Source organism: Sphingomonas suaedae (genome assembly GCF_007833215.1).
Classification (GTDB): Bacteria; Pseudomonadota; Alphaproteobacteria; order Sphingomonadales; family Sphingomonadaceae; genus Sphingomonas; species Sphingomonas suaedae.
Genome location: NZ_CP042239.1, coordinates 1,327,816 through 1,351,533, shown reverse-complemented (window position 1 = coordinate 1,351,533; position 23,718 = coordinate 1,327,816). Strand labels below are relative to the sequence as shown.

Here is a 23,718-nt window from a genome sequence, read left to right as displayed (position 1 = left end):
CACCCATTTGCAGCAAAAGGGGAATGCCCATGGCCACCCAGACGCTCACCTATCGTCAACATGCGGCGAAATGCCGTGCCGATGCGGACTCGGCGACGCTTGAAAATGTCCGCGACCGCAATCTGCGTGCCGAGGCCGCCTGGCTTGCCATGGCGGACCGACAGGAACGCACCGAAACCGCCCGCGCCCAGCGCGAGGCTGCCGTAATCCCCAGACAGGAAACCCAGTGAAGTCCATTTTCAACAAGACGTTACAAACTGTACCCCATGGCCGCGCGACGATGCGTCCGCCGCTTACCTTTCTCGCCCGCCGCACTGCGGACGATCTCCGCGCCGCCGCGATCGCCCGTGCCGCCGTTGCCGAAGTGATCGGCTGATCCGGTCGGCTACGCCACGACCCAGGCGTCCAGGATGCCGGTGGCCAGCAGCATCACGATCGCCGCGCTCAGCATCGCGATATTCCACCCCCGCGATTTCACCCGCAGCAGTGCGATCAACAGAATGATGAGCGCCAGCGCGCTGCCCATATAGGCCAGATCGGTCGTGGTCAGCGTCGCCTCGCTCTCGGCCGCCGCCTCAACCGGGGCGGCAAACTCCAGCGCGATCTGGCCGATCCATGCGCCGATATTGGCGGTCAGCAGCCCGCCGATCACAAGATGGTTCTGCTTGTCGTACCAATGGTTGAAATCGGGCCATTCCTCCGGTTCGTCCGGAAAGATCAGCGTCGCGGCCAGATAATAGACGCCGACCAGCGCCAGCACATAGACCAATGTGATGTAGTTGGCCGCGATCTGGTCGCGCGCCTCCCATGCCATCAACCAGAATGAGGTGAGGTCGAGCACGACCAGCACGCCCAGCAACGGCGTCAGCCACCCCACCTTGATCGCCCGGCTGCCGCGCTTGAGCTTGAGCGTCCGTGAAAAGCCGCCCAGTACCTCCGCAATGGCAAGGCCGAGCAGTAGGCCGAACACCGCAAAGACCAGCTCGAATGGCGACATGCGCTTCCCCCATTTGCCGGCCAGCTTAACCTGCTCCGCCCAAAAGAAAACCGCCGCCCCGGTTGCCTGGGACGGCGGCCTTTCCTTACCCCCTTACGGGGGTGTCGAGGTCGATCAGAAACCGACGACCAGCGAACCGACGATCGCGCGCGGCGAACCGATGTTCACGAAGGTCGAGGTCGTGGTCAGGCCCGACGATGCCGAACCGATATAGGATTCGTCGAACAGGTTGGTGATGTTCAGCTGGAAGTAGCTGCGCTCCAGGCCCGCGCTGGCGAGCGAGTAGCGGATATCGAGATCGGCCACCGTGTAGCCCGGCAGGGTCACGGTGTTGATGTCGTTCAGGAAACGCGAACCGGTGCGCTTGACCTGCATTCCGATGTCGAAATCGCCCAGCGAACCCTGAACGCGCGCACCGAAGCTGTGCTTCGGCGCACCCCCCTCACGCTTGCCTGCAGTCGCGGCGAAGCTGGTGGCGCCGGTCTGGACATCGTCCTTGATCTCCGAATTCAGGACCGAACCGAAGAGATAGACCAGTACTTCCGGGATCGGCCGTGCGGAGATGCTGCCGTCGATGCCCCACTTGGTGACTTCGCCCAGGTTGCGGGTGACCGAGCAATCGCAATCGGGGTCATAGGCGCTGGCAAGGCGGTTGGTGTACTTGGTGTACCAACCGGTCAGCTGCGCCTGGACGATGCCCGACTGATAGCGGACGCCCGCGTCGAAGCTGTCCGAGGTCTCGGCGGCCGGCTTCGCCTGGGGATCGCCCTCGTCGAAGTAGAGCGCGCCGTACAGGACGTCCGTGCCCGGAACCGAAAGGTTCTTGGCGTAGCTGGCGAACACGCTCACCGGCTCGACGATGCGATAGGTGAAGCCGAGGTTCGGCAGGAACTTGTTATAGTCCAGCTTGCGCGACTGCGGCGGAGCGAAGGTCGGGTTGGCCGTCGCATAGGCGGCTTCGCGGCTCGGGTCGGTGAGGCAGTCGACGAAACCACCGGCCGAGGTCGTGAAGCAATACTGGTTGAGATCGCGGGTAAAGAACGGCAGGCGACCGCCGATCTGGACCGAAAGCGCCTCTTCCATGAAGCTGCCGCGATACTCACCGGCGATCTGGTGCAGCGTCGCATAAGACAGGCGGTTACGATCGTTCAGTTCCACGCCGTCGGCGGTCGTGATCGGATTGTTGACCGGGAAGACATCATCGACTTCGCCGTTCGACAGGACGAAGCCCGACTGGCCGGTCTGGCGATGACGCGCGCGGTCGAACGTGTACGACAGGCGGATGCGGTTGCTCTCGTCCAGCTCGTAGGAGAGGTTGGCGATCACGCCATAACGGCGCGTCTGGGTCTGGCTGGGCGAGGAGACGCGAACCTGATCAAGCAGATCGCCGTCGCCGTTGAGGTCGCGACCGAACGCATAGCGGTTGCCGATATAGCCATAGAGCGGCGTGCCGCCGAGGGTGCGGGCCGTCGGGCTTTCATAGCCGACGGTCAGACCGCCGCCATTCGCCTTCACATATTGGAAGCTCGGATCGACGGTCAGGATCAGGCCGTCCGACAGGGTGAAGCGCGAGTTGATGCGGATGTTGCCCGTGTTCGACGGGTTGAACCGGCGCTCGAACTCGTTGCCGCAGCCATTCGGCGTGTCGGCGACGCCAGCCTCGGGCGTGTCCGTGTTGCACGGATAGGCGATCTCGTAGAAGCGGTCTTCCGGAGCAAGGCCGCCATTATTTCCGATCGTGACGTTGTTGTAAGGCGAACCGTTAAAGTTGTTGCGGTTCTCGTTATAGTGGCCCGAGATGGCGATGAAGTCGCCATTGGTGCCGATCGGCTGATAGATTTTGCCGTTATACTGCTGCTTGTCGACGCCACCATAGTTGGAATAGGTGCTCTCATTCGTCGCGCGCGACGCCGAGAACCAGGCCTTCGTGCCAAAGCTGGTGAACGTGCCGGTGTCGAGCATCACGAAGCCGCGATGATAGGGGCGGTCGCCCGGGTTGCCGCGTGCGATGATGTTGCCATAGCTCACGACGGCCATCGCGCCGAGATCGTCGCTGGGCATCCGGGTGCGGATGTTGATGGTGCCGCCGACGGCCGAAGCGGTCGGGCTGTCGACATCGGTCGAACCCAGGTTGACGTTGACCGATTCCAGCGTTTCCGGGTCCTGCTGCTGGTTGGTGTACAGCGCATAGTTGCCCGAATCGTTGAGCGGAATGCCGTCAACGGTCTGCGAGATGCGATCCGAAGAGAAGCCGCGGATCGTGAACGAGCCACCCAGCGAGCCGAACGGGTCGTTGTTGGTGAAGCTGACGCCCGGGACCAGGTTGATCATCTCGTTGACGGTCTGGCCGGGGGTCTGGCGCAGCATCAGTTCACGGCTGATCTCGACCTTCGCCTTGGGCGAGTCCGGAATGTTGACGCCGCCGACGCCGGTTTCGGCCGAGCCGGTGATGACGATTTCGCCCTCGTCGAAATCGACCGAGCCGGTGGACTGGGCGAATGCCGCAGCCGGAAACGAGAGCGCAGCAACAGCCGCGCCGATAAGCAGATGGTTTCGCATTTTGGTCCCCTGATAGGATGGGCTTTTCAAAGCCTGCGCAAGCGGTGTGTTTCACCGTCTCGGCTGCCCATGGGGAGAGTTCTTTGCGGTATTGTTACAATCGTATCAAGTCCATTGTGCGTTGCAAAAAAGCATCACCCGGCGGACGCCACGATTTCCGCCCATTTCCCTTCGTCGATCACCTGGATTCCAAGCTCGGCAGCCTTTTTCAGCTTCGATCCGGCGCCCGGTCCGGCGACGACCAGATCGGTTTTTGCGGACACCGAACCCGCGACTCGGGCGCCCAGCGACTCGGCCTGGGCCTTTGCTTCGTCGCGACTCACCGTCTCCAGGGTGCCGGTAAACACCACCGTCTTGCCGCTGACCTCGGACGCGCGCGCCTCGACGACATAGGGCGGCGGGCTGACCTGTTCCAACAGGTCGTCCCACACGCTGCGATTGTGCGGCTCGTGGAAGAAATCGGCGAGGGCATGGCCCACCGCAGCGCCCACATTCTCGATGCCGATATGTTCGGCGATCGCCTTGTCCAGCCGGGTGCGGTGCTTCGCATCGGTTTCGCCGATCGCGGGGGGCGTGGCATCGCGCAGCGCGATGATCTCGTCCGCCAGCGCGGCGAGGGCGGGGAGGGTCTCCAGCCGCTTCATCAGGTCGCGCGCGGTGATCGCGCCGATATGCCGGATGCCCAGCCCGAACAGCAATCGCGCAGCATCCGGCGCGCGCTTCGCCTCGATCGCCGCGAGCAGATTGTCGACCGACTTCTCCTTCCACCCCTCACGCGCCAACAGCGCGTCGCGATGGCGTGACACGCGGAAGATATCGGCGGGTTCCGCGATCCAGCCCAGGTCCAGAAACTCGGCGATCGTCTTTTCGCCCAGCCCCTCGATATCCAGCGCGCCCCGGCTGACGAAATGCTTGAGCCGCTCCAGCCGCTGCGCCGGGCAGATCAGCCCGCCGGTGCAGCGGACATCGACCTCGCCCTCCTCGGCGACCGCTTCGGATCCGCATTCCGGGCAGTGATCGGGAAAAGTCCAGCGGTCGCGCTTCGCGTCCGGGGTCAGATTCTCGACGATCTGCGGGATCACATCGCCCGCGCGCTGCACCACCACCCGGTCGCCGGGCCGCACGGCCAGCCGCGCGATCTCGTCGGCATTGTGCAGCGTCGCATTGGTCACGGTGACCCCGCCCACCGTCACCGGCTCCAGCCGCGCGACGGGGGTCAGCTTGCCGGTGCGGCCGACCTGGATATCGATGGCGTTCAGAGTCGTCTCCGCGCGCTCGGCGGGGAATTTGTGCGCAATCGCCCAGCGCGGCGCGCGCCCCACGCTTCCCAGCCGCTCCTGCCAGTCGAGCCGATCCACCTTGTAGACCACGCCGTCGATGTCGAAGGGCAGGTCGGCGCGACCCTTCTCGATTTGGCGATACACGGTCAACGCGATCTCGGGCGTATCGGCGATGCAGAACATGTCGGAAACCGGAAAGCCCCACGACGTGATCGCCGCCACGACCTCACCCTGGGTCTCGCCGGGAAGGCCCGACACCTCGCCCCAGCCATGCGCCAGGAACCGCAACGGTCGTGCCTGCGTCACCGCCGCGTCCTTCTGGCGCAGCGACCCCGCAGCGGCATTGCGCGGATTGGCGAACTGGCGCGCTTCCTTGCCAGTCTCCTCCGCCTCGGCGAGCAGCCGGGCGTTGAGTGCCAGGAAGTCGTCCTTGGCCATATAGACCTCACCGCGCACCTCGAACACATCGGGGGCGTCGGCGGGCAGTTCGGTCGGGATATCCGCAATCGTCAGCGCATTCGCGGTCACATTCTCGCCCACCCGCCCGTCGCCGCGCGTCGCCGCCAGCACAAGGCGGCGCTTCTCGTACCGCAGCGAGCAGGACAGGCCGTCGATCTTCGGCTCTGCGGTCAGCGTGACCGCCACGTCCTCGTCCAGCTTCAGGAATCGGCGCACCCGTCCGACAAACTCGATCACCTCCTCGTCCGAAAAGGCGTTGTCGAGGCTCATCATCGGCTGGGCATGGGTGACCTTCGCCAGATGCCCCGCGGGCGCCGCGCCCACCTGCCGCGACGGCGAATCCGCCCGCACCAGCGCCGGAAACGCCGCCTCGATCGCCGCGTTGCGCCGCATCAGCGCGTCATAGGCTGCGTCGCTGATCTCCGGCGAATCCTCGGTATGATAGAGGCGGTTGTGGCGCGCGATCTCGGCGGCCAGCCGCTCCAGTTCGGCTTTGGCTTCGGCGTCGGTAGCAGGCAGCGTATCCATGGCGCTTCGCTACCGCCCGATCACTTCACCTTCAACTGGTCGAGCGCGAACGCCAGATATTCCGACTGCTCCTTGAACCGCTCGAACCGGCCCGACTTGCCGCCATGCCCGGCCTCCATATTGATGCGGAAGATCAGCGGGTTGGAATCGGTCTTCAACGTGCGCAGTTTTGCCACATATTTGGCCGGCTCATAATATTGCACCTGGCTGTCCCACAGCCCGGTGCCGACGAAGATTGCCGGATAGGCCCCGCGCTTCAACTGGTCATAGGGCGAGTAGCTGAGCATATAGTCATAGCTCGCCTTGGTCTCCGGATTGCCCCATTCGTCATATTCGCCGGTGGTCAGCGGGATGGTGGGGTCGAGCATCGTCGTCACGACATCGACGAACGGCACCAGGCTGACGATCGCGGCATAATCCTGCGGCGCCATATTGGTGACCGCGCCCATCAACAGTCCACCCGCGCTGCCACCCATCGCCGCGACGCGGCCCTTCTTCGCATAGCCCTGATCGACCAGATAGCGCGTCACATCGATGAAGTCGGTGAAGCTGTTCTTCTTGTTGAACATCCGCCCCTGATCATACCAGGCGCGGCCCAGTTCCTGCCCGCCACGGATATGCGCGATGGCATAGACCATGCCCCGGTCGAGCAGGCTCGGCAGCATCGGCGAAAAGCCTGGATCGGTCGAATAGCCATAGCTACCATAGGCATATTGAAACAGCGGCGCGGTGCCGTCCTTCTTGAACCCCTTGGCATAGACCAGGCTCACCGGCACCTTCGTCCCGTCGCGCGCGGTCGCCCACAGGCGCTCGGTCACATATTTGCTCGCGTCATAGCCCGGCACCGGCGTGACCTTAAGCGTCCGTCGCTCCCCGGTCTTCATGTTCGCCTCGATCACCGTCGCGGGCGTGGTCAGCGAATTATAGGTATAGCGGACCCAGTCGGTCGCGGTCTCGGCATTGATGCTCAGCCCCATGGAGTAGGCCGGCTCATCCGCCTCGACAAAGCGCGACGAGCCGTCATTGTCCAGCAGCCGCAGCCGCTTGTTGCCGCCCGACCGCTCCTCGATCGCGAGATAGTTATCGAACGGCTGCACGCCCGCGATGAACACCTGCGCGCTGTGCGGCACGACATCCTTCCACGCCGCCTTGCCCGCACCCGTCGCGCTGTCGGCGACGGTCATCAGCCGATAATTGGGCGCATTCCAGTTGGTGCGGATGATCCAGCGGTCACCGACATGGTCCGCGCCATACAGGAAGTCGCGCTCGCGCGGCGCGATTACGGCAAAGCTGGTCGGGTTGGCGACTGGCGCACAGCGCTGTTCGTCGCTGACCGTCTTGCCGGAATAGATACAGATGAACTTCTCCGAGCTCGTCGTCCCGATGCCGAGCGAGTAGGTGTCGTCCTTTTCCTCATAGACCAGCCGGTCGGCGGTCGCCGGGGTGCCCAGCACATGCGCCTTGACCCGCTTGCCCAGCAAGGTGACCGGGTCCTTTTCGATATAGAAGATCGTCTTGTTATCGCCCGCCCAGGCAAAACCCGCCTGGACATTGGGGATCGCGTCCTCCAGCGTCTTGCCGGTGGTCAGGTCCTTGACCTTCAGCACGAACTGCCGCCGACCCACCTTGTCCTCTGCATAGGCGAGCAGGCGGTTGTCGGGGCTCACCCCGCTACCGCCGATCTGGAAGAAATTGGCGCCCTTGGCCATTTCGGGCTGGTTGAGGAGGATCTCTTCGGGCGCATCCATGCTGCCCTTGCGTCGCGCGACGATCGGATAGCTGCCGCCAACCTCGTAGCGGGTGTAATAATAATAGCCATTGTCGAGATAGGGGACGCTGCTGTCGTCCTGCTTGATCCGACCGGTGATCTCCTTGAACAGCGCTTCCTGCATCGGCTTGGTCGGTGCCATCACCGCATCGGCATAGGCATTCTCGGCCTTGAGATAGGCGAGCATCTCGGGGTTCTTCCGCGTATCGTCGCGAAGCCAGTAATAGTCGTCCTCGCGCACCGCGCCGAACGGCGCCTTCACCTGATGCGGCTTCTTGGCGGCGACGGGCGGGGCGGGGGGAGTTTGGGGAGTCTGCTGTGCGGCGAGCGGCGCGGTGATCGTCAGAGCGGCGGTCGCGGCGAAAAGAAGCGGACGATACATGCGAATCCCCTTGGTCGATGTGGTGCGCGAGCGTGCTGGAAAGGCGCACACACGGCAAGCTGTCCCTGTTTAGGTAGTTTCCGCAAGTTGAGCGCTTGAGCCGCACAGCCCGACGATGGTAAGCCCTGCGCACCGGGGAGGGGTTTCTGGTGACTGATCACGCGATGCGCGCATCCGCGCCGCATTATGATACGACGCTCGATCGTGCGGGCCTCGCGCTTGCGCTGGGCGGCGCACTGGGCGGCGTTGTCGTCCTGCTTCTCGTCGTCGCGGCGGGGCAGCGCGAGCCGCTGTCGCTATTCGCCTCATGGGTGCTCGGCACCGTCTTTACGACGCTCGGCATCACTGCGGTCGGCGCGCCGCTCTGGCTGATCCTGCATCTCGCTGGCTATCGCCGCGCCTGGCACGCGGCTGCGCTCGGGGCGCTGGTGGCGCTGGTGGTATTCGTTGCGGGCCAGACCTATGGCTTCGGGCTAATCGATGCGCCGATCAGCGACACGCGCACCTGGCTGTTCCGCTGGGCGAGCGCGCTTGCGACCAGCGGCCTGCTGGCCGGGGTATCCGCGGGCATCGCCTACGCCATGTGGCGCGTCGCCTATCGCCGGGTAGTTTAGGGCGCTTAATTCCTCCCCTGAGCTTTGCTCAGGGGAGGGGGACCGCCCGCGAAGCGGGTGGTGGAGGGGCGGCCGCGCAGACGGCCGAACCCAGCTCGACAAAATACCGCCGTCTGCGACGGCGGCCCCTCCGCCAGCGCTACGCGCTGCCACCTCCCCTGCGGGGCAGGGGAGGATCTAACGGGTAAACCCCCTACGCTTTCCCCGCCGGGCAGTCGCCCAGCCTTTTGCCGCTCGTCTTCGCCTTGATCTTCATCACCTGCGCGCCGCCCGGCATGGTCGTCTCCATGTCGTTCTCGATTTCGAAGCTGTCGCGGGTGAAGCTGCCGGTCATCCGCATCGTCATCTTGCCGCCCTCGGCATCGCACAGCAGCGTCCCGTCGATCTTGCCGCCGGCCATGGTGAACTTTTCATAGGTACAGCGGCCTTGGCTGTTCGCCAGCACCTCGGCGGGTGGCGACTTGGCCTGTTCTGGCGCGACGCAGTTCCTCCCGACCTGCTTCTTGTTGAGCATCAGCTGAATCATCTGCTCCTTCATCTGCGGGGCCAGGCCCGGAATATCCACCGACACCGTCTCCACGGTCGTCTCCCACTCCCCCGGATTGAACCGCGCGCCACCCGCCTCATCGACCTTCTTGGCGACCTCCTCGGGCGAGGCATTTGTGACGGACACATCGTCCCCGCCACAGGCGGCGAGGGCGAGGGCGGCGAAAGGGGCGATGGCGGGGATGCGCATGAAAGGTCTCCTCTCAGTTTCCGGCCAAGGCTGAACCGGCGCGCGGCAAACCGCAACAGACGAGGTGCAGGGGGCGCCTCAGTCGTCCGCTAGAAGCTCGACCGAGCCTCCCCAAACCCATCCCTCTGCGAGTTCTTCGGTGAATGTGTCGGCATAAATGACACGCAGCCAGCGCCCGTTCTTCTCCTCGATGGCTAACATTGTGTTGGCACTTAAACGCGCAATACGCTTGGCTTTCTGCTCAGGTGCTGCGCGAACGTTAGCGGCTTCTGGGACGAAGGCTCTGGGCAACGCATTGATACGGGTCATCTCGGCGAGCGCTGACGCTTTCGCAATGGCGGTCTCAACATCACTCATGCGCTGACGAATTTCGATGCGTTCGACCGCATTCGCCGTCGCTTCGTCCCCAGCGCGATCCTGTTCGGTATAGTCGCCCCACCCGGCGATCATTGCGTAAGCACTAAACACAAACCAGAGGAATTGTACGAGTTGCCATGCATCATATATCCCAAACGATTTGCCGTCGCCGCTTGGTTGATCGAGCTTCGTGCTGATTTCCAAAAATGCTTGGGACACCGACGTCTGGTTACCGAAACCATAGGTGTCGCGCATCGCCTCCCAAACAGCACTTTCTCGGATGCCACTTGTCAGCATTACTTCGTCAAGTTGCGAGAATTGCTCGGACATTCGGCGCATTTGCTGAGCGAGGGTAGATTGGACGCCCAGTGAAGCGGAAATTTCGCGGATACTGGGGATGGCGCCGCGCATCGCTTTGCTGGCTGCTTCAATGTGAGAATTGATGCCTGCGCTGGCCCTCAAGAGGGCGGATTGCTGCTCCGCGATCCGGTCGAAAACGCCCAGTTCTCGCATATGCTTCGAAAACTCGCTGTATGGCTCATCCAATGTGGCCATAGCCGAAGAAATATTGTCCTGGAACGCCTTTGCCGAAGCCAAACTTCCTACGTCGAATGATTTCCGGCGTATATCTTCAGCTTGGATATATTGCTGAATTGCACCGATATTATAAGGCATGAAGGCCCGTTTGAAATTCTCTTGGGCGGTCATCGCCTCCTGCGCGGCCTTGCTAATCGTCGACTGGTCCAAGAGCTTCAATCGCTTCTGCTCTTCCTCTAGAATTCTCTGAATCGATCCTCCCATCGCTTGATCTAAGAGCCTTCGGCGCTTTTGCTCCTCCTCGATAAATCGTCGAGCGGAACCGCCCATCGCATCGTCGATGAGACGTTTCAGTCTTTTCTGTTCTTTGAACGGATCGAAGGGATCATCAGCCATCCATCGTTTATAACTCCGAGGCCCCGAGATTCCAGCGCCCTAATGTAATTACATCGTCTTCAAATCCGGATCCTTCGGAGCCGGTAGGCTCCAAAGCGCGCCAGTACGTTCTTTTTTTGTTCACCCCATTATGCTATCTTCGCGCTACGGAGGTCCACCCATGCATTACGCTTCCAACGTCAGTCACTTGTCAGCGGCGCGTATCCGACGCCTCAGTGTCGCACCCGCGTCGCGTTCCAGCCAAATCATGTCGCGCAACGGTCGCATCGGTGTCGCGTACCCGGCGCTCTACTGTCGTGTCACCGGCGCGTTGCTGTCACGTTCCCGACGCGTCCCTACCGCTGTCCTCTGGGGGACCATCGTGGAACCCCCTCGTTTTTGTCAGGTTCGTCGGAACGACTGACAGCTTCCCCCATTTGCACCCCTATTTGAAGGCCCCATATTCCCCCAATGGCGATCCAGATCCGCACCAGCCTTGCCGAGCCCGAAACCGGCCCCGGCTTCGTTCCCCACCGCCCGAACCGCCCCGAAAAGAGCGAGGGGGGGCGGCCGTTCAAGCTGGTCAGTGACTATTCCCCCGCCGGCGACCAGCCGACGGCGATCGCCGAACTCACCGAAGCGGCCTTGGCGGGGGAGCGCGATCAGGTGCTGCTCGGCGTCACCGGCTCGGGCAAGACCTTCACGATGGCGAGCGTCATCAACAATCTTCAGCGCCCGGCGCTGATCCTCGCCCCCAACAAGATCCTCGCCGCGCAGCTCTATGGCGAGTTCAAGAGCTTCTTCCCCGAGAATGCGGTCGAATATTTCGTCAGCTATTACGACTATTACCAGCCCGAGGCGTATGTCCCGCGGTCCGACACCTATATCGAGAAGGAAAGCTCGGTGAACGAGGCGATCGACCGGATGCGCCACTCGGCCACCCGGTCGCTGCTCGAACGCGACGATGTCATCATCGTCGCCTCGGTGTCCTGCCTTTACGGCATCGGCTCGGTCGAAACCTATTCGGCGATGATCTTCGACCTCAAAAAGTGCCAGGTCGCCGATCAGCGTGAGATCATCCGCAAGCTCGTCGCGCTGCAGTACAAGCGCAACGACGCCGCCTTCGCCCGCGGCAATTTCCGGGTGCGCGGGGACAGCCTCGAAATCTTCCCGTCGCACTATGAAGACACCGCCTGGCGGATCAGCTTCTTCGGCGACGATATCGAGGAGATTACCGAATTCGATCCGCTGACCGGCTCAAAGGTCGCGAGTCTCGACAGCATCCGCGTCTACGCCAACTCGCACCACGTCACTCCGGGGCCGACGCTCAAACAGGCGATGGAGGCGATCAAGCACGAGCTCGCCGAGCGGCTGAAGGAACTGCACGCCGAGGGCAAGCTGCTCGAGGCGCAGCGGCTGGAGCAGCGCACCAATTTCGACCTCGAGATGATCGCCGCCACCGGCAGCTGCGCGGGAATCGAGAATTACAGTCGCTTCCTCACCGGGCGCCTGCCCGGCGAGCCGCCGCCGACTTTGTTTGAATATCTCCCCGAAAACGCGCTGCTGTTCGTCGACGAAAGCCATCAGACCGTGCCGCAGATCGGCGCGATGGCGCGCGGCGATCATCGCCGCAAGATCACGCTAGCCGAATATGGCTTCCGCCTGCCGAGCTGCATCGACAACCGGCCGCTGCGCTTCAACGAATGGGATGCGATGCGCCCACAGACCGTCAGCGTTTCGGCGACGCCGGGCGGGTGGGAGATGGAGCAGACCGGCGGCGTGTTCAGCGAACAGGTGATCCGCCCCACCGGCCTGATCGACCCGCCGGTCGAGATCAAGCCGGTCGAGGAGCAGGTCCAGGACCTGATCGTTGAGTGCCGCAAGACCGCCGAGCTGGGCTACCGCACGCTGGTGACGACCCTCACCAAGCGGATGGCCGAAGACCTCACCGAATATATGCACGAAGCGGGGATCAAGGTCCGCTACATGCACTCGGACGTCGAGACACTGGAGCGGATCGAGCTGATTCGAGACCTGCGCATGGGCGTGTACGACGTGCTGATCGGTATCAACCTGCTGCGCGAAGGCCTTGATATTCCTGAATGCGGCCTGGTCGCGATCCTCGACGCGGACAAGGAAGGCTTCCTGCGTTCGGAAACCTCGCTGATCCAGACGATCGGCCGCGCCGCGCGCAACGTCGATGGGCGCGTCATCCTCTATGCCGACCGCATCACCGGCAGCATGGAGCGCGCGCTCAACGAAACCAGTCGGCGCCGCGAGAAGCAGGAGGCGTATAACCGCGAACACGGCATCACCCCGACCACGATCAAGCGCAATATCGGCGACATCATCGCCCATGTCGCGTCGAAGGATCAGGTGACTGTCGAGATCGAGGATGGCCCGGCGCACATGGTCGGCCACAACCTGCGCGCGTACATCGAAGAACTCGAAAAGAAGATGCGCAATGCCGCCGCGAACCTGGAGTTCGAGGAAGCCGGCCGCCTGCGCGACGAGATCCGCGCGCTGGAAGCCGAAGAACTGGGCCTCCCCGCCGGCGAGCACAAGGCGCCGGTGATGGGCCGCAGCAACGAAGGCAAACCGGGGACGCGCAAGGGCCGCTTCGGCAAGGTGCAGCGCAAGTGGGGCGGGGGGAAGCTGTAGCTATCTACGGTCTCTATTGACGATTAGTGCTATTAGCACTATTGCGCGCAATTGCGGAGACCGATCGATGCAGCAGATTGAGATAGACTTCGAGGTTTGGAAGGAGCTCACCATCAGGCGAGCGCACGAGGGGCATAGCTATAACGATGTTTTGCGCGACCTCTTAAATCTCAAGCCCGCCACCCACCAACAACACGCCGATGCGCCCGTGCCTCTATCAGGAAAGCATAAGGGATTCGCCCTGCGGGACGGAGAACTTGTCGAGGGCACGCAACTGCGCGCTGTCTACAAGGGCGAAGAACACCGCGCCTATATCCGAGAGGGGCGTTGGATAGACGAGGATGGGCGCGAGCACTCCAGCCCGTCTGCGGCAGCTAGCGCTATCAGCGGCACTAACGTTAATGGCCTGCGTTTCTGGCACGCGAAACGTCCGAACGATCGAGATTTCACGCGCCTTGATATTTTGCTGGCTACAACGAAATGATCCGCTCGTTCACAGAACCGGAAACCGAACGCATCTGGCTCGGCGAACGCAGTCGCAGGCTGCCATCGGACATCCAGCGCAGGGCGTTGAATCGGATGAGGTTCCTTGATGCGGCCACCAACCTCGATGATCTGCGGAACCCACCCAGCAATCGCCTGCACGCGCTCGATCGGGACCGCGCGGGGCAGCACAGCATTTCAATTAACGCACAATGGCGTATATGCTTCGTCTGGAAGGACGGAGACGCGTACGATGTCGAAATCGTCGACTATCACTGACGGCGACTGGCTGGAGAACGACCATGCCGGATACCTGCTAGCATCCGAGTTCTTGGAACCGATGAACTTGACTGTCGAGGCGCTGGCGGAGGCGATCGCGATCGACGCGGGCCGTGTGCAGGCGGTGATCGACGGCCAACGTCCTGTCGATGCCGAATTAGATCTTCGGCTCGGGCGCTATTTCGGCATGTCCGAAGGTTTTTTTCTGCGCCTCCAGGACCGGTACGAACTCCTTGAAGCCAAGCGCGCCTTGAACGGTGAACTCGATCGCATCGTCCCGCGTGCAGCCTGAACCGGCGACGGGCGGTTGAGCCGTTCTCTCGCTTCGCCCATAAGGCGCGACATGCGTTCTTTTCTTGCCCTCGCTTCGCTCGCGGTTCTCGCTGCCTGCGCCTCCGTCATCCCGCCCGCCCCGGGGCCTGCTCCAGCGCCCCCGGCTACGGTGCCCGCGCCGACGCCGGCTCCGGCTCCGGCGACACCGCCTCCGCCCGCATTCGGCGGCGACTGGCGGGACTGGCCGGTGGCGCGCGGAACCTGGGTGTATCGTCAGGACGGGCAGGGGACGATCGCCTTGTTCGGGGCGCGCGAAAGCGATGCGGAACTGACGCTGCGCTGCGACCGGCTCACCCGCCAGGTCTATCTTTCCCGCCGCGGCGCCACGCCGGGGCCGATGACGATCCGCACCTCGACCACCGCCCGCGCGCACACCGCGCGTCCTGCCGGTGGCGCCCAGCCCTATATGGCGGTCGCGCTGGCGGTGAACGATCCGATACTGGATGCGATCGGCTACAGCCGTGGCCGGTTCGTGGTGGAGATGCCGCCGCTCGCGCCCCTGGTCGTTCCGACCTGGGCAGAGGTGCAGCGGGTGACTGAGGATTGCCGCCGCTGAACCCTTCGGATTCATCACGCCGGAAAGACAAGAATCGCGCAAATTTAATTACATTACAAGCCTTGTTCTGCTTCCCACATTGATTCACATTCGCCCTCGTACCCAGGCTGAGGTACGGTGTTTCAACAAAGCGAAAGGAGGTGATCCGATGTCTCATGGTTCAGCAGTGAGGTCGGTTCAGTTCGTTCGGGAGACGCGCCGCTAAGCGTCTGCGTCGGATGGAAGCCCTCCATCCGAATGGTGCTCGGGAGGTATCCTCCTCCAATCAACGGCACCGCAGATGCGACACGTGGTCCGCATGGTCTCCCGGGCTGGAGCTCTCCGGCCGCTGACCATGTCGGAGGTCACCGGGTGCCAGGGATGGCCCCGGTGGCCTCTTTCATTTCAGAGCAGATAGACGATGAGATAGCGCGCCACGAGCGCCGCCATCACCACCATATTCGCTCGCCGCCCGCGCACCAGCATCGCCGCGATCATTAGCCCGGCGAGAATTGCGGTCAGCGTTACCGACAATGGTCGGCTAATTACGATAGCGAGCTCAGGAAGGGTGGCGTAATAGCCGAGTTGGCAGATCAGCAGCGCCAGCATCGCGCCCAGTACGATCCGCCGCACACGAAAATAGTGGTTGTCCAGATCGGTATGTTCGGCGGGTTCGCGGGGAAAGACGAGATGCGCCGCCAGATAATAGGCGCTCGCGAAAATCGTAACCGCCATCAGCGAATGGCCCGAAACCCCGACCGCATCCCGCGTAACCCAGGCCGCCTGCCAGAAGGACAGGAGATCGAGCAGAACGAAAATGCCCAGCAATGGCGTGAGCCACCCGATCCGCACGGATGAGCTGGGCCGCAGCCGCGCCTCGATCGCGCGGGCGAGGCCGCCCAGCACCTCGACGATCGAGAGGCCGAGCAGCAGCCCGAACAGTGCAAAGATGAACTCGAATTCGCTCATGCAATTTCCCCCCGCGCCGATTATCCATGAGTGCAACGCCAAGTCGAGCAAAAGGGGTGCCGCCGATGTCCGACACGATTCTCGTTTTCTATGGCTCCTATCGCCGGGACCGGATGGGCATCCGCCTCGCCCGCTGGGTGACCGCGCGGCTGAACGAGCGCGGCTGCGACACCGAACTGATCGACGCCAAGGCGGTCGGCCTCCCCATGCTCGACCGGATGTACAAGGAATATCCCAAAGGCGAGGCGCCCGAAGCGATGGAGACTCTGGCGCGCAAGATCGTCGCGGCCGACGGATTCCTGTTCGTTACCGGCGAATATAATTGGGGGATGCAGCCCGGCCTCAAGAATCTGACCGACCATTTCCTGGAGGAATGGTTCTGGCGGCCCGCGGCGATCGCCAGCTATTCGGCGGGGCGGTTGGCGGGCGCGCGCAGCAATTCGATGTGGCACCCGACGCTCACCGAAATGGGAATGGTTGTCACCTCCTCGACGCTCACGGTTGGGCAGATCGGCAAGACGCTCGATGCGGACGATCAGCCGCAGGGGGAGGGCGGCGCCGCGCTTGAGCGCGCATTCCCGCGCTTCGCCGATGATTTGCTGTGGTGGGTCGAGGCGGCAAAGGCGCAACGCGCACGCCGCGATCCGCCCTATTGAGCCAGGTTCAGACGAGCAGCCAGATCAACCCTGCGACCAATGCGACGGGAAGCGCGACGAGCAGCAGCATGGTCGCCACCACCGCCCATGCCCGGGTTGAGCCGAACCCGGCCTGGGCGCAGCGAAAGACGACCTGGATCAGCCCTACGAACCCTGATTCCCGCATCACTCGTCCACCAATGTCTTGAGCCGATACAGCGCGTCGAGCGCCTCGCGCGGACTCATCGCGTCGATATCGAGCGAAGAGAGTTCGGCGCGCAATGTATCGACGGGCTCTTCCGCTACGGCCTCCATCGCTGCGAACAGCGGCAGATCGTCCAATCCTGCGGCGATCCCGCCCGTCTTCTCCCGCCCGGCTTCCAGCTTGGCGAGCACCGCCTTGGCCCGCGCGATCGTAACGGGGGGCAGCCCCGCTAACCGCGCGACGGCAAGGCCATAGCTACGATCGGCCGGTCCTTCCGCCACCTCGTGCAGCAGGACCAGATCGCCCTTCCACTCGCGCGCCCGCACATGGTGGAGCGACAGCGCCTCGCAGCGCTCCGCCAGCCGCGTCAGCTCGTGATAATGGGTCGCGAACAGGCAGCGGCAGCGATTATCCTCGTGAATGGCTTCGACCACCGCCCAGGCGATGGCGAGGCCGTCATAGGTCGAGGTGCCGCGTCCGACCTCGTCCAGAATGACGAAGCTGCGCGGCGTCGCCTGCGCCAGGATCGCGGCGGTTTCGACCATCTCCACCATGAAGGTAGAGCGGCCGCGCGCGAGATTGTCCGACGCGCCGACGCGGCTGAAGAGCCGGTCGACCAGTCCCAACTTTGCTCGCGTTGCGGGGACATAGGCGCCAGCCTGTGCTAGTACGGCGATCAGCGCGTTCTGGCGCAGAAAGGTCGATTTGCCGCCCATATTCGGCCCGGTGACCAGCCAAAGCCGGTTGGCTTCGGACAGGATGCAGTCGTTTGCGACGAACCGTTCGCCGCTCTTCGCCAGCGCGGTTTCGACCACCGGATGCCGTCCACCCTCGATCTCGAAACAGGGGTGATCGACCAGCGCCGGTCGCGCCCATCCGCCTTCCGCCGCGCGCTCCGCCAGCCCCGCCGCGACATCGAGCCGGGCGAGCGCGTCTGCGGTCGCAGCGATCGCTTCCCGGCGGTCGAGTGCCGCGGCGGTGAGGTCTTCGAGATGCGCAGCCTCGGCCGCAAGCGCATGGGCGCCTGCCTGGGTGACCTTGAGCGCAACTTCGTGAAGCTCGGGCGCGTTGAAGCGGACCACCCCCGCGAGTGTCTGGCGGTGGGTAAAGCCGCTTTCGGGGCGCATGAGATCGTCGGCATGTTTCGCCGCAACCTCGATATGATAGCCGAGCACGCCATTATGTTTGATCTTGAGCGCGCTCACCCCTGTGCGCCCCCGATAATCGGCCTCAAGCGCCGCAATGGCCCTCCGTCCGCCCGCGCCTGCGTCCCGCAAATCGTCGAGTGCGGCGTCATAGCCCTCGGCGATATACCCGCCGCCATTGGCATCGATGGGCGGGGAGGGGACCAGTGCACGCTGGAGCAGGTCGATCAGCGCCCCATGGCCGCGCATCTGGGGGATCAGGTCGGCCAACAGCGCTGGCGGCGTCGCGATTCCGTCGAGCCGCTCGCCCAGCCGCCAGGCGCCGTCCAGCCCGTCACGCAGCTGGCCCAGATCGCGTGGCGATCCCCGGCCAGCGGCGATGCGCCCCAGCGCCCGACCGATATCGGGCAGCGCGCGCAAAACGCTGCGAATTTCGTCCCGCAGCCCGGGCTCGTCATGGAAATGCTGCACCAGATCGAGCCGCGCATCGATCGCGTCGCGATCCATCAGCGGGGCGGCGATATCCTGTCCCAACAGCCGGGCACCGCCGCCGGTGACGGTGCGGTCCACAGCGTCGAGCAGACTTCCCCTGCGCGTGCCAGACTGACCTTGCGTCAGCTCCAGGCTCTCGCGCGTCGCGGCATCGATCGCCATACAGGCGTCGGACCGGGTGATGCGCGGCGGGCGCAGGAACGGAAGCGATCCCTTGGCGGTATGCTCGAGATAGGCGAGCAATCCACCTGCCGCCGAGAGCGCGGCGCGACTGAACGACCCGAAGCCGTCGAGCGTCGCCACGCCGAATTGCTGCTTCAGCCGGGCTTCGCCGCGCGCGCTGTCGAACTCGCCGCGCGGGCGCGCCGTGGTCGCCAGCATTGCCGCCTCGCCCTGTTCGGCGGTCACCACTTCAGCCGGATTGAGCCGCGCGATGGCGGCGCCCAGCGCGTCGGCGCTGCACTCGAGAATCTCGAACCGCCCGGTGGAGATGTCTGCGGCCGCCACCGCGACTTCACCACCCGCCTCGCCGATCGCGACGCACCAATTGGCGGCGCGGCTGTCGAGCAGCGCCTCCTCGGTCAGCGTCCCGGCAGTGACGACGCGAATGATCGCGCGCGCGACCAACGCCTTGGATCCGCCGCGCTTCTTTGCCTGTTCGGGCGTCTCGGTCTGTTCGGCGATGGCGACGCGATGTCCCGCCTTGATGAGCCGTGCCAGATATCCCTCCGCGGAATGCGCGGGAACGCCGCACATCGGGATTTTCTCGCCCGCATGTTCGCCCCGCGCCGTCAGCGCGATGTCCAGCACGGCGCTCGCGATCTTCGCATCATCGAAGAACAATTCGAAGAAGTCGCCCATGCGGTAGAAGAGCAGGCAATCCTGCGCCTCCGCCTTGAGGGCGAGGTACTGCGCCATCATCGGGGTGGGAGCGGCGTCGGCCATTGCCGCCGGGTAGCTCACCATCCGACATGCGACAATGGGCGGAGCGTCGTCGCCCAAATGATTCGTGTGGATGAACGGACTGTGTGAGACTTCGCACAATCCATGCGCGAGCCGGCGGGCAATGGTCGAAACGCGATCGTGGGCGTCACCGTCGACGCGCGTTGCAAAATGCGCGCGCTCGACCCTAAAGGGGGCGACCGGGAGAGAAGAATGAGCGAAGAGTCCAACGTCCAGTTTTCCGAGCGCGAGGCATTGCTATTCCACTCGGAGGGGCGCCCCGGCAAAATCGAGATCATCGCGTCCAAACCGCTGACGACGCAGCGCGACCTGGCGCTTGCCTATTCGCCCGGGGTCGCGGTGCCGGTGCAGGCGATCGCCGACGATCCCGCCACTGCCTATGATTATACCGCCAAGGGCAATCTTGTGGCGGTCATCTCGAACGGGACTGCCATTCTGGGGATGGGCAATCTGGGTGCGTTGGCGTCCAAGCCGGTGATGGAGGGCAAGGCGGTGCTCTTCAAGCGGTTTGCCGACGTCGATTCGATCGATCTCGAGCTGAAGACCGAGGATGTCGATCGCTTCATCGATGCGGTCGAGCTGATGGAGCCCAGCTTCGGCGGCATCAACCTTGAGGATATCAAGGCGCCGGAATGCTTCATCATCGAGCAGACGCTGCGCGAGCGGATGAACATTCCCGTCTTCCATGACGACCAGCACGGCACCGCAATCATCACCGCCGCCGGCCTTATCAACGCCTGTCTGCTGACCGGCCGCAGCCTTGCCGACATCAAGGTGGTGGTGAATGGCGCGGGCGCGGCGGCGATCGCCTGCACCGAGCTGATCAAGGCCATGGGCGTGCGGCACGACAATGTCTTGATGTGCGACCGCAAGGGCGTGATCACCCCGGATCGCGAGGGCGTGAACCAATGGCAGTCGGCGCACGCGGTTGCCACCGACCGTACGACGCTGACCGAAGCGCTGGTCGGCGCCGACATCTTCCTGGGCCTCTCCGCCGCCGGCGCGCTCAAGCCCGAGATGGTCAAGGACATGGCCCCCGCACCGATCATCTTCGCGATGGCCAATCCCGAGCCCGAGATCCGGCCCGAACTTGCAAAGGGCGTGCGTCCCGACGCGATCGTTGCGACCGGCCGGTCGGACTATCCCAATCAGGTAAACAACGTGCTCGGCTTCCCGTTCATATTCCGCGGCGCGCTCGACGTGCGCGCGACCGCGGTGAACGAAGAGATGAAGATCGCCGCAGCCCAGGCGATCGCCGAACTGGCGCGCGAGCAGGTGCCCGAGGAAGTAGCGCTCGCCTATGGCAAGGCGCACAGTTTCGGTCCCGAATATATCATTCCCGCGCCGTTCGACCCGCGCCTGATGGAAGTCGTGTCGATGGCCGTCGCCAAGGCGGCGATGGATTCGGGAGTCGCGACCAAGCCGATCCTCGACATGGCGGCATATCGCCACCAGCTGCGCGGTCGCCTCAACCCGACCACGTCGGTGCTGACCCTCGCCTATGAAGGCGCCCGCGCGCATCCGAAGCGGGTGATTTTCGCCGAGGGCGAAGAGGAAGTCGTGCTGCGCGCCGCCATCGCATTCCGCGACGGTGGATACGGCACGCCGGTGCTGGTCGGTCGCGACGACGTGCCGGAGCGGCTGCGTGCGCTGGGCGTCAGCGATCCCGACAGTTTCGAACTGCACAATAGCCGCAACTCGCCGCTGGTCCCGGCGATGGTCGATTTCCTATACCAGCGGCTCCAGCGCCGCGGCTATCTGCGCCGCGATTGCGAGCGAATGGTCAATCAGGATCGCAACATCTTCGGCTCGCTGTTGCTGCAGCTGGGCGAGGGCGATGCGATGATCACCGGCGTCACGCGCACCTATTCGCAAACGATGCGCGAGGTGCGCCGCGTGATCGACGTCAGCGAGGGGCGTACCGCGTTCGGCGTGCACATCATGGTCGGCCAGTCGCACACGGTGTTCATCGCGGACACCACGGTGAACGAACGGCCCAGCGCCGAGGAACTGGCCGACATTGCCGAGCAGACCGCGCAGGTAGCCCGGCGCATGGGCCATGAGCCGCGCGTCGCGTTCCTGAGCTACTCGACCTTCGGCAATCCCAAGGGCGCGTTCCTCGAGAATATCCGGGATGCGGTGAAGGTGCTCGACGCACGCGGCGTGGGCTTCGAGTATGAAGGCGAAATGGCACCCGATGTCGCGCTCAATCCGCGCCAGCTTGCCAACTATCCCTTTGCCCGCCTCTCCGGTCCCGCCAACATCCTGATCATGCCGGGCCTCCAGTCCGCGCATATCTCGGCAAAGCTGCTGCGCGAACTGGGTGGCGACAGCATGATCGGTCCGATGCTGGTCGGCATGGAAAAGCCGGTGCAGGTTGCGCCGATGACCAGTAGTGCCGGCGACCTGGTGACGCTGGCGGTGCTGGCTGCCGGGGGGATTGCGCGATAACGATTTAAACGATCCGGCAGCAAGCCAATGAAAATGGGGATGTTCAGATGCTGAAGCGACTGGCGCGCGACAATTTGAACATCCTCGCGGCGATCGCGCTGGCGGTCACGATGGGCGGGTCGGTCGTCGCGCGCAGCACGCCGCCGGTGACACAGGCCGTCGATCTGACCGATCAGGTTCCGGCCGGTGCCACGATCGGCGATTATGTCGGCGAGGACGTGATGATCCCGATGCGCGACGGCATGAAGCTGCACGTGCAGGTGTGGCGGCCGAAGACGATCGATACGCCGCTGCCGATCCTGCTGAGCCGCTCGCCCTATGGGTTCGGCAAGGCGCAGGTCACCAACATGCTGACCGCATCCTACAAGGAGCTGGCGGACGATCGGTTCATCTTCGTCCTTCAGGACATTCGCGGGCGTCTGGGATCGGAGGGGACGTTCGTCAATCTGCGCCCCAGCAATCCGGACAAGCGTGGCGTGGACGAGTCCACCGACACCTATGATACGATCGACTGGCTGGTGAAGAACCTGCCCGCCAACAACGGCAAGGCCGGGGTGATCGGCGTATCCTATGGCGGCTGGACCGCGGCGCAGGCGACGATCGGGCCGCACCCCGCGCTGAAGGCGGTGTCGTCGCAGGCGTCGCCCAACGACATGTTCATCGGCGACGACTTCCTCCACAATGGCGCGTTCCGGCTGGACTATGCGTGGAGCTGGGTCAGCGCGCTGGAAACCGACGGTCGGACGATGAAGCGGTTCGATTTCGGCGGCGAGAAGGATGCCTTTGCCTGGTATCTGAAGCAGCAGGATCTGGCCACGCTGGACCAGCAGCATCTCGGGTCCACCATGCCAAGCTGGCAGAATTTCGTGAAGCACCCGAGCTATGACGCCTATTGGAAGGCGCAGCGGACCACGAATAACATGCCCGCCACCGTGGCCACGCCCAACCTGATCGTCGCCGGATGGTATGATCAGGAGGATTTCTACGGGCCGCTGTCGATCTATAAGGAGCAGGAAAAGGGCGACGCCAAGGGGCTGAACTATCTCGTCGTCGGACCGTGGAATCATGGCGGCTGGCGCAGCGCGGGCAAGTCCTATGGACCGTTCGACCTGGGCGATGCGACGGGCAACTGGTTCCGCAAGGAAGTCGAGCTTCCCTGGTTCCGCTACTGGCTCAAGGGGCAGGGGACGCTGAACCAGCCCGAAGCGCTGATCTTCCAGACCGGCAGCAATCGCTGGCAGCGGCTCGACAGCTGGCCGACGCGGCGCAGCACGACTGTGCGCAACCTCTATCTGCGCGCCGGCGGAAAGCTGTCGTTTGAGCCGCCGCGAGGGGGCGAGGCGGCGGCCGACAGCTTCGTCTCCGATCCGGCCGACCCCGTGCCGTATCGCGATCGCGCGTCGATCAAACCGTTCATGGCGGAGGGATCGACCTGGTCGACCTGGCTGGCCGACGACCAGGCACCCTTTACCCGGCGCAAGGACGTGCTGTTCTGGCAAAGCGATCCGCTGACGCAGGACGTCACCATATCGGGCGATGTCGCGGCGACGTTGTTCGCCAGCACCACCGGATCGGATGCCGACTGGGTGGTGAAACTGGTCGATATCTATCCGACCGGGGAGCGCGTGCCGGCGGAATTGCGCGGGCGGCAGCGGATGATCGCCAACGACGTGTTCCGCGGGCGGTTTCGCAAGAGCTACGAACGCCCTGAGGCGATCAGGCCGAACGCGGTGCTGGACTATCGCATCGACCTGCATTCCGCATCGCATCGTTTTGCGAAGGGGCATCGGATCGGGGTGCAGGTGCAGAGCAGCTGGTTCCCGCTGATCGGCCGCAACCCGCAAACCTATGTGCCGAACATCCTGCGCGCCAAGGCGACGGATTTCCGCAAGCAGACCCACCGCATCTATCACCGGCCGGGTCAGGCATCGGCGATCGCGGTGGCGGTCGTCCAGTAGCGACTGTTTGGCGCCGG

The 23,718-nt window shown here is 63.9% G+C and carries 20 protein-coding genes; 11 read left to right on the top strand and 9 right to left on the bottom strand.

Translation table 11 applies throughout. The annotated features are described in order from the left end of the window. Positions 1-29 precede the first annotated feature (29 nt). Together FPZ54_RS06445 and FPZ54_RS19760 are read left to right on the top strand one after the other, a co-directional pair. Entirely contained in the window at positions 30-230 is a 201-nt protein-coding gene (locus FPZ54_RS06445; protein WP_145845850.1) for a hypothetical protein, read from the top strand. Next, positions 227-376 (top strand): hypothetical protein, encoded by a 150-nt coding sequence (locus FPZ54_RS19760; protein WP_186456933.1) that lies wholly within the window; start codon positions 227-229, stop codon positions 374-376. The genes FPZ54_RS06445 and FPZ54_RS19760 overlap by 4 nt, the downstream gene beginning before the upstream one ends. Positions 377-385: 9 nt before the next feature. On the opposite strand, the gene FPZ54_RS06440 is transcribed toward FPZ54_RS19760, so the two are convergent. The 4 genes from FPZ54_RS06440 to FPZ54_RS06425 form a co-directional block, all read right to left on the bottom strand. Beyond that, a complete protein-coding gene (locus tag FPZ54_RS06440) occupies positions 386-997 on the bottom strand; it encodes a hypothetical protein (RefSeq protein ID WP_145845849.1) in 612 nt (203 codons plus the stop codon). Positions 998-1,111: 114 nt separating this feature from the next. Further along, positions 1,112-3,556 (bottom strand): TonB-dependent receptor, encoded by a 2,445-nt coding sequence (locus FPZ54_RS06435; protein WP_145845847.1) that lies wholly within the window; start codon positions 3,554-3,556, stop codon positions 1,112-1,114. Positions 3,557-3,690: 134 nt separating this feature from the next. Then, positions 3,691-5,823, bottom strand: coding sequence for an NAD-dependent DNA ligase LigA (gene ligA, locus FPZ54_RS06430; RefSeq protein WP_145845845.1), 2,133 nt, complete (start codon positions 5,821-5,823; stop codon positions 3,691-3,693). Between the two features lie 20 nt (positions 5,824-5,843). Next, positions 5,844-7,973, bottom strand: coding sequence for a S9 family peptidase (locus FPZ54_RS06425; RefSeq protein WP_145845843.1), 2,130 nt, complete (start codon positions 7,971-7,973; stop codon positions 5,844-5,846). A gap of 149 nt (positions 7,974-8,122) precedes the next feature. Between FPZ54_RS06425 and FPZ54_RS06420 the strand changes: the two genes are divergently transcribed. Beyond that, on the top strand, positions 8,123-8,587 hold the full coding sequence (locus FPZ54_RS06420) for a hypothetical protein (protein ID WP_239019739.1): 465 nt from the start codon (positions 8,123-8,125) through the stop codon (positions 8,585-8,587). A 193-nt stretch (positions 8,588-8,780) separates the two neighbouring features. On the opposite strand, the gene FPZ54_RS06415 is transcribed toward FPZ54_RS06420, so the two are convergent. Then, positions 8,781-9,323: a DUF3617 domain-containing protein gene (locus FPZ54_RS06415; RefSeq protein ID WP_145845841.1), complete on the bottom strand. Its 543-nt coding sequence runs from the start codon at positions 9,321-9,323 to the stop codon at positions 8,781-8,783. Between the two features lie 78 nt (positions 9,324-9,401). Continuing rightward, positions 9,402-10,613, bottom strand: a complete 1,212-nt coding sequence (locus FPZ54_RS06410) for an SH3 domain-containing protein (protein WP_145845839.1) — start codon at positions 10,611-10,613, stop codon at positions 9,402-9,404. 450 nt (positions 10,614-11,063) lie between these two features. Here FPZ54_RS06410 and uvrB point away from each other — a divergent pair, with 450 nt between their 5' ends. From uvrB to FPZ54_RS06385, 5 genes are all read left to right on the top strand, one after another. Further along, positions 11,064-13,253, top strand: coding sequence for an excinuclease ABC subunit UvrB (uvrB, locus tag FPZ54_RS06405; protein WP_145845837.1), 2,190 nt, complete (start codon positions 11,064-11,066; stop codon positions 13,251-13,253). Between the two features lie 67 nt (positions 13,254-13,320). After that, positions 13,321-13,737, top strand: a complete 417-nt coding sequence (locus tag FPZ54_RS06400; RefSeq protein WP_145845835.1) for a DUF2924 domain-containing protein — start codon at positions 13,321-13,323, stop codon at positions 13,735-13,737. Then, positions 13,734-14,015 (top strand): type II toxin-antitoxin system RelE/ParE family toxin, encoded by a 282-nt coding sequence (locus FPZ54_RS06395; RefSeq protein WP_145845833.1) that lies wholly within the window; start codon positions 13,734-13,736, stop codon positions 14,013-14,015. Before FPZ54_RS06400 ends, FPZ54_RS06395 begins: the two co-directional genes overlap by 4 nt. Continuing rightward, positions 13,990-14,307, top strand: coding sequence for a HigA family addiction module antitoxin (locus FPZ54_RS06390; protein WP_145845831.1), 318 nt, complete (start codon positions 13,990-13,992; stop codon positions 14,305-14,307). Before FPZ54_RS06395 ends, FPZ54_RS06390 begins: the two co-directional genes overlap by 26 nt. Before the next feature lie 51 nt (positions 14,308-14,358). Continuing rightward, positions 14,359-14,904 (top strand): hypothetical protein, encoded by a 546-nt coding sequence (locus FPZ54_RS06385; RefSeq protein ID WP_145845829.1) that lies wholly within the window; start codon positions 14,359-14,361, stop codon positions 14,902-14,904. A gap of 384 nt (positions 14,905-15,288) precedes the next feature. Here the strand turns inward: FPZ54_RS06385 and FPZ54_RS06380 are convergent, their stop codons facing one another. Continuing rightward, positions 15,289-15,852 (bottom strand): hypothetical protein, encoded by a 564-nt coding sequence (locus FPZ54_RS06380; protein ID WP_145845828.1) that lies wholly within the window; start codon positions 15,850-15,852, stop codon positions 15,289-15,291. Positions 15,853-15,917: 65 nt separating this feature from the next. On the opposite strand from FPZ54_RS06380, the gene FPZ54_RS06375 reads away from it, so the two are divergent. Further along, the gene (locus tag FPZ54_RS06375) at positions 15,918-16,508 is read left to right on the top strand and encodes an NADPH-dependent FMN reductase (RefSeq protein ID WP_145845827.1); all 591 of its coding nucleotides are present in this window, start codon (positions 15,918-15,920) and stop codon (positions 16,506-16,508) included. A 7-nt stretch (positions 16,509-16,515) separates the two neighbouring features. Here FPZ54_RS06375 and FPZ54_RS19755 read toward each other — a convergent pair whose 3' ends face one another. Together FPZ54_RS19755 and mutS are read right to left on the bottom strand one after the other, a co-directional pair. Next, positions 16,516-16,674 (bottom strand): hypothetical protein, encoded by a 159-nt coding sequence (locus FPZ54_RS19755; protein ID WP_186456932.1) that lies wholly within the window; start codon positions 16,672-16,674, stop codon positions 16,516-16,518. Beyond that, on the bottom strand, positions 16,674-19,250 hold the full coding sequence (mutS, locus tag FPZ54_RS06370) for a DNA mismatch repair protein MutS (protein ID WP_145849611.1): 2,577 nt from the start codon (positions 19,248-19,250) through the stop codon (positions 16,674-16,676). Before mutS ends, FPZ54_RS19755 begins: the two co-directional genes overlap by 1 nt. A gap of 234 nt (positions 19,251-19,484) precedes the next feature. Between mutS and FPZ54_RS06365 the strand changes: the two genes are divergently transcribed. Both FPZ54_RS06365 and FPZ54_RS06360 read left to right on the top strand, forming a co-directional pair. Further along, complete coding sequence (locus FPZ54_RS06365; protein ID WP_145845825.1) at positions 19,485-21,743, top strand: NADP-dependent malic enzyme; 2,259 nt, start codon at positions 19,485-19,487, stop codon at positions 21,741-21,743. Between the two features lie 47 nt (positions 21,744-21,790). Then, entirely contained in the window at positions 21,791-23,701 is a 1,911-nt protein-coding gene (locus FPZ54_RS06360) for a CocE/NonD family hydrolase (RefSeq protein WP_145845824.1), read from the top strand. The last annotated feature ends 17 nt before the right edge of the window (positions 23,702-23,718 follow it).

Coding starts and splice junctions, on each gene's coding strand:
- FPZ54_RS06390 (WP_145845831.1), top strand. CDS start 13,990: ATGTCGAAATCGTCGACTATCACTGACGGCGACTGGCTGGAGAACGAC.
- FPZ54_RS06395 (WP_145845833.1), top strand. CDS start 13,734: ATGATCCGCTCGTTCACAGAACCGGAAACCGAACGCATCTGGCTCGGC.
- FPZ54_RS06365 (WP_145845825.1), top strand. CDS start 19,485: ATGAGCGAAGAGTCCAACGTCCAGTTTTCCGAGCGCGAGGCATTGCTA.
- FPZ54_RS06440 (WP_145845849.1), bottom strand. CDS start 997: ATGTCGCCATTCGAGCTGGTCTTTGCGGTGTTCGGCCTACTGCTCGGC.
- FPZ54_RS06375 (WP_145845827.1), top strand. CDS start 15,918: ATGTCCGACACGATTCTCGTTTTCTATGGCTCCTATCGCCGGGACCGG.
- FPZ54_RS06415 (WP_145845841.1), bottom strand. CDS start 9,323: ATGCGCATCCCCGCCATCGCCCCTTTCGCCGCCCTCGCCCTCGCCGCC.
- FPZ54_RS06425 (WP_145845843.1), bottom strand. CDS start 7,973: ATGTATCGTCCGCTTCTTTTCGCCGCGACCGCCGCTCTGACGATCACC.
- ligA (WP_145845845.1), bottom strand. CDS start 5,823: ATGGATACGCTGCCTGCTACCGACGCCGAAGCCAAAGCCGAACTGGAG.
- mutS (WP_145849611.1), bottom strand. CDS start 19,250: ATGATGGCGCAGTACCTCGCCCTCAAGGCGGAGGCGCAGGATTGCCTG.
- FPZ54_RS06385 (WP_145845829.1), top strand. CDS start 14,359: ATGCGTTCTTTTCTTGCCCTCGCTTCGCTCGCGGTTCTCGCTGCCTGC.
- FPZ54_RS06410 (WP_145845839.1), bottom strand. CDS start 10,613: ATGGCTGATGATCCCTTCGATCCGTTCAAAGAACAGAAAAGACTGAAA.
- FPZ54_RS06360 (WP_145845824.1), top strand. CDS start 21,791: ATGCTGAAGCGACTGGCGCGCGACAATTTGAACATCCTCGCGGCGATC.
- uvrB (WP_145845837.1), top strand. CDS start 11,064: ATGGCGATCCAGATCCGCACCAGCCTTGCCGAGCCCGAAACCGGCCCC.
- FPZ54_RS06435 (WP_145845847.1), bottom strand. CDS start 3,556: ATGCGAAACCATCTGCTTATCGGCGCGGCTGTTGCTGCGCTCTCGTTT.
- FPZ54_RS19755 (WP_186456932.1), bottom strand. CDS start 16,674: ATGCGGGAATCAGGGTTCGTAGGGCTGATCCAGGTCGTCTTTCGCTGC.
- FPZ54_RS06380 (WP_145845828.1), bottom strand. CDS start 15,852: ATGAGCGAATTCGAGTTCATCTTTGCACTGTTCGGGCTGCTGCTCGGC.
- FPZ54_RS06445 (WP_145845850.1), top strand. CDS start 30: ATGGCCACCCAGACGCTCACCTATCGTCAACATGCGGCGAAATGCCGT.
- FPZ54_RS06400 (WP_145845835.1), top strand. CDS start 13,321: ATGCAGCAGATTGAGATAGACTTCGAGGTTTGGAAGGAGCTCACCATC.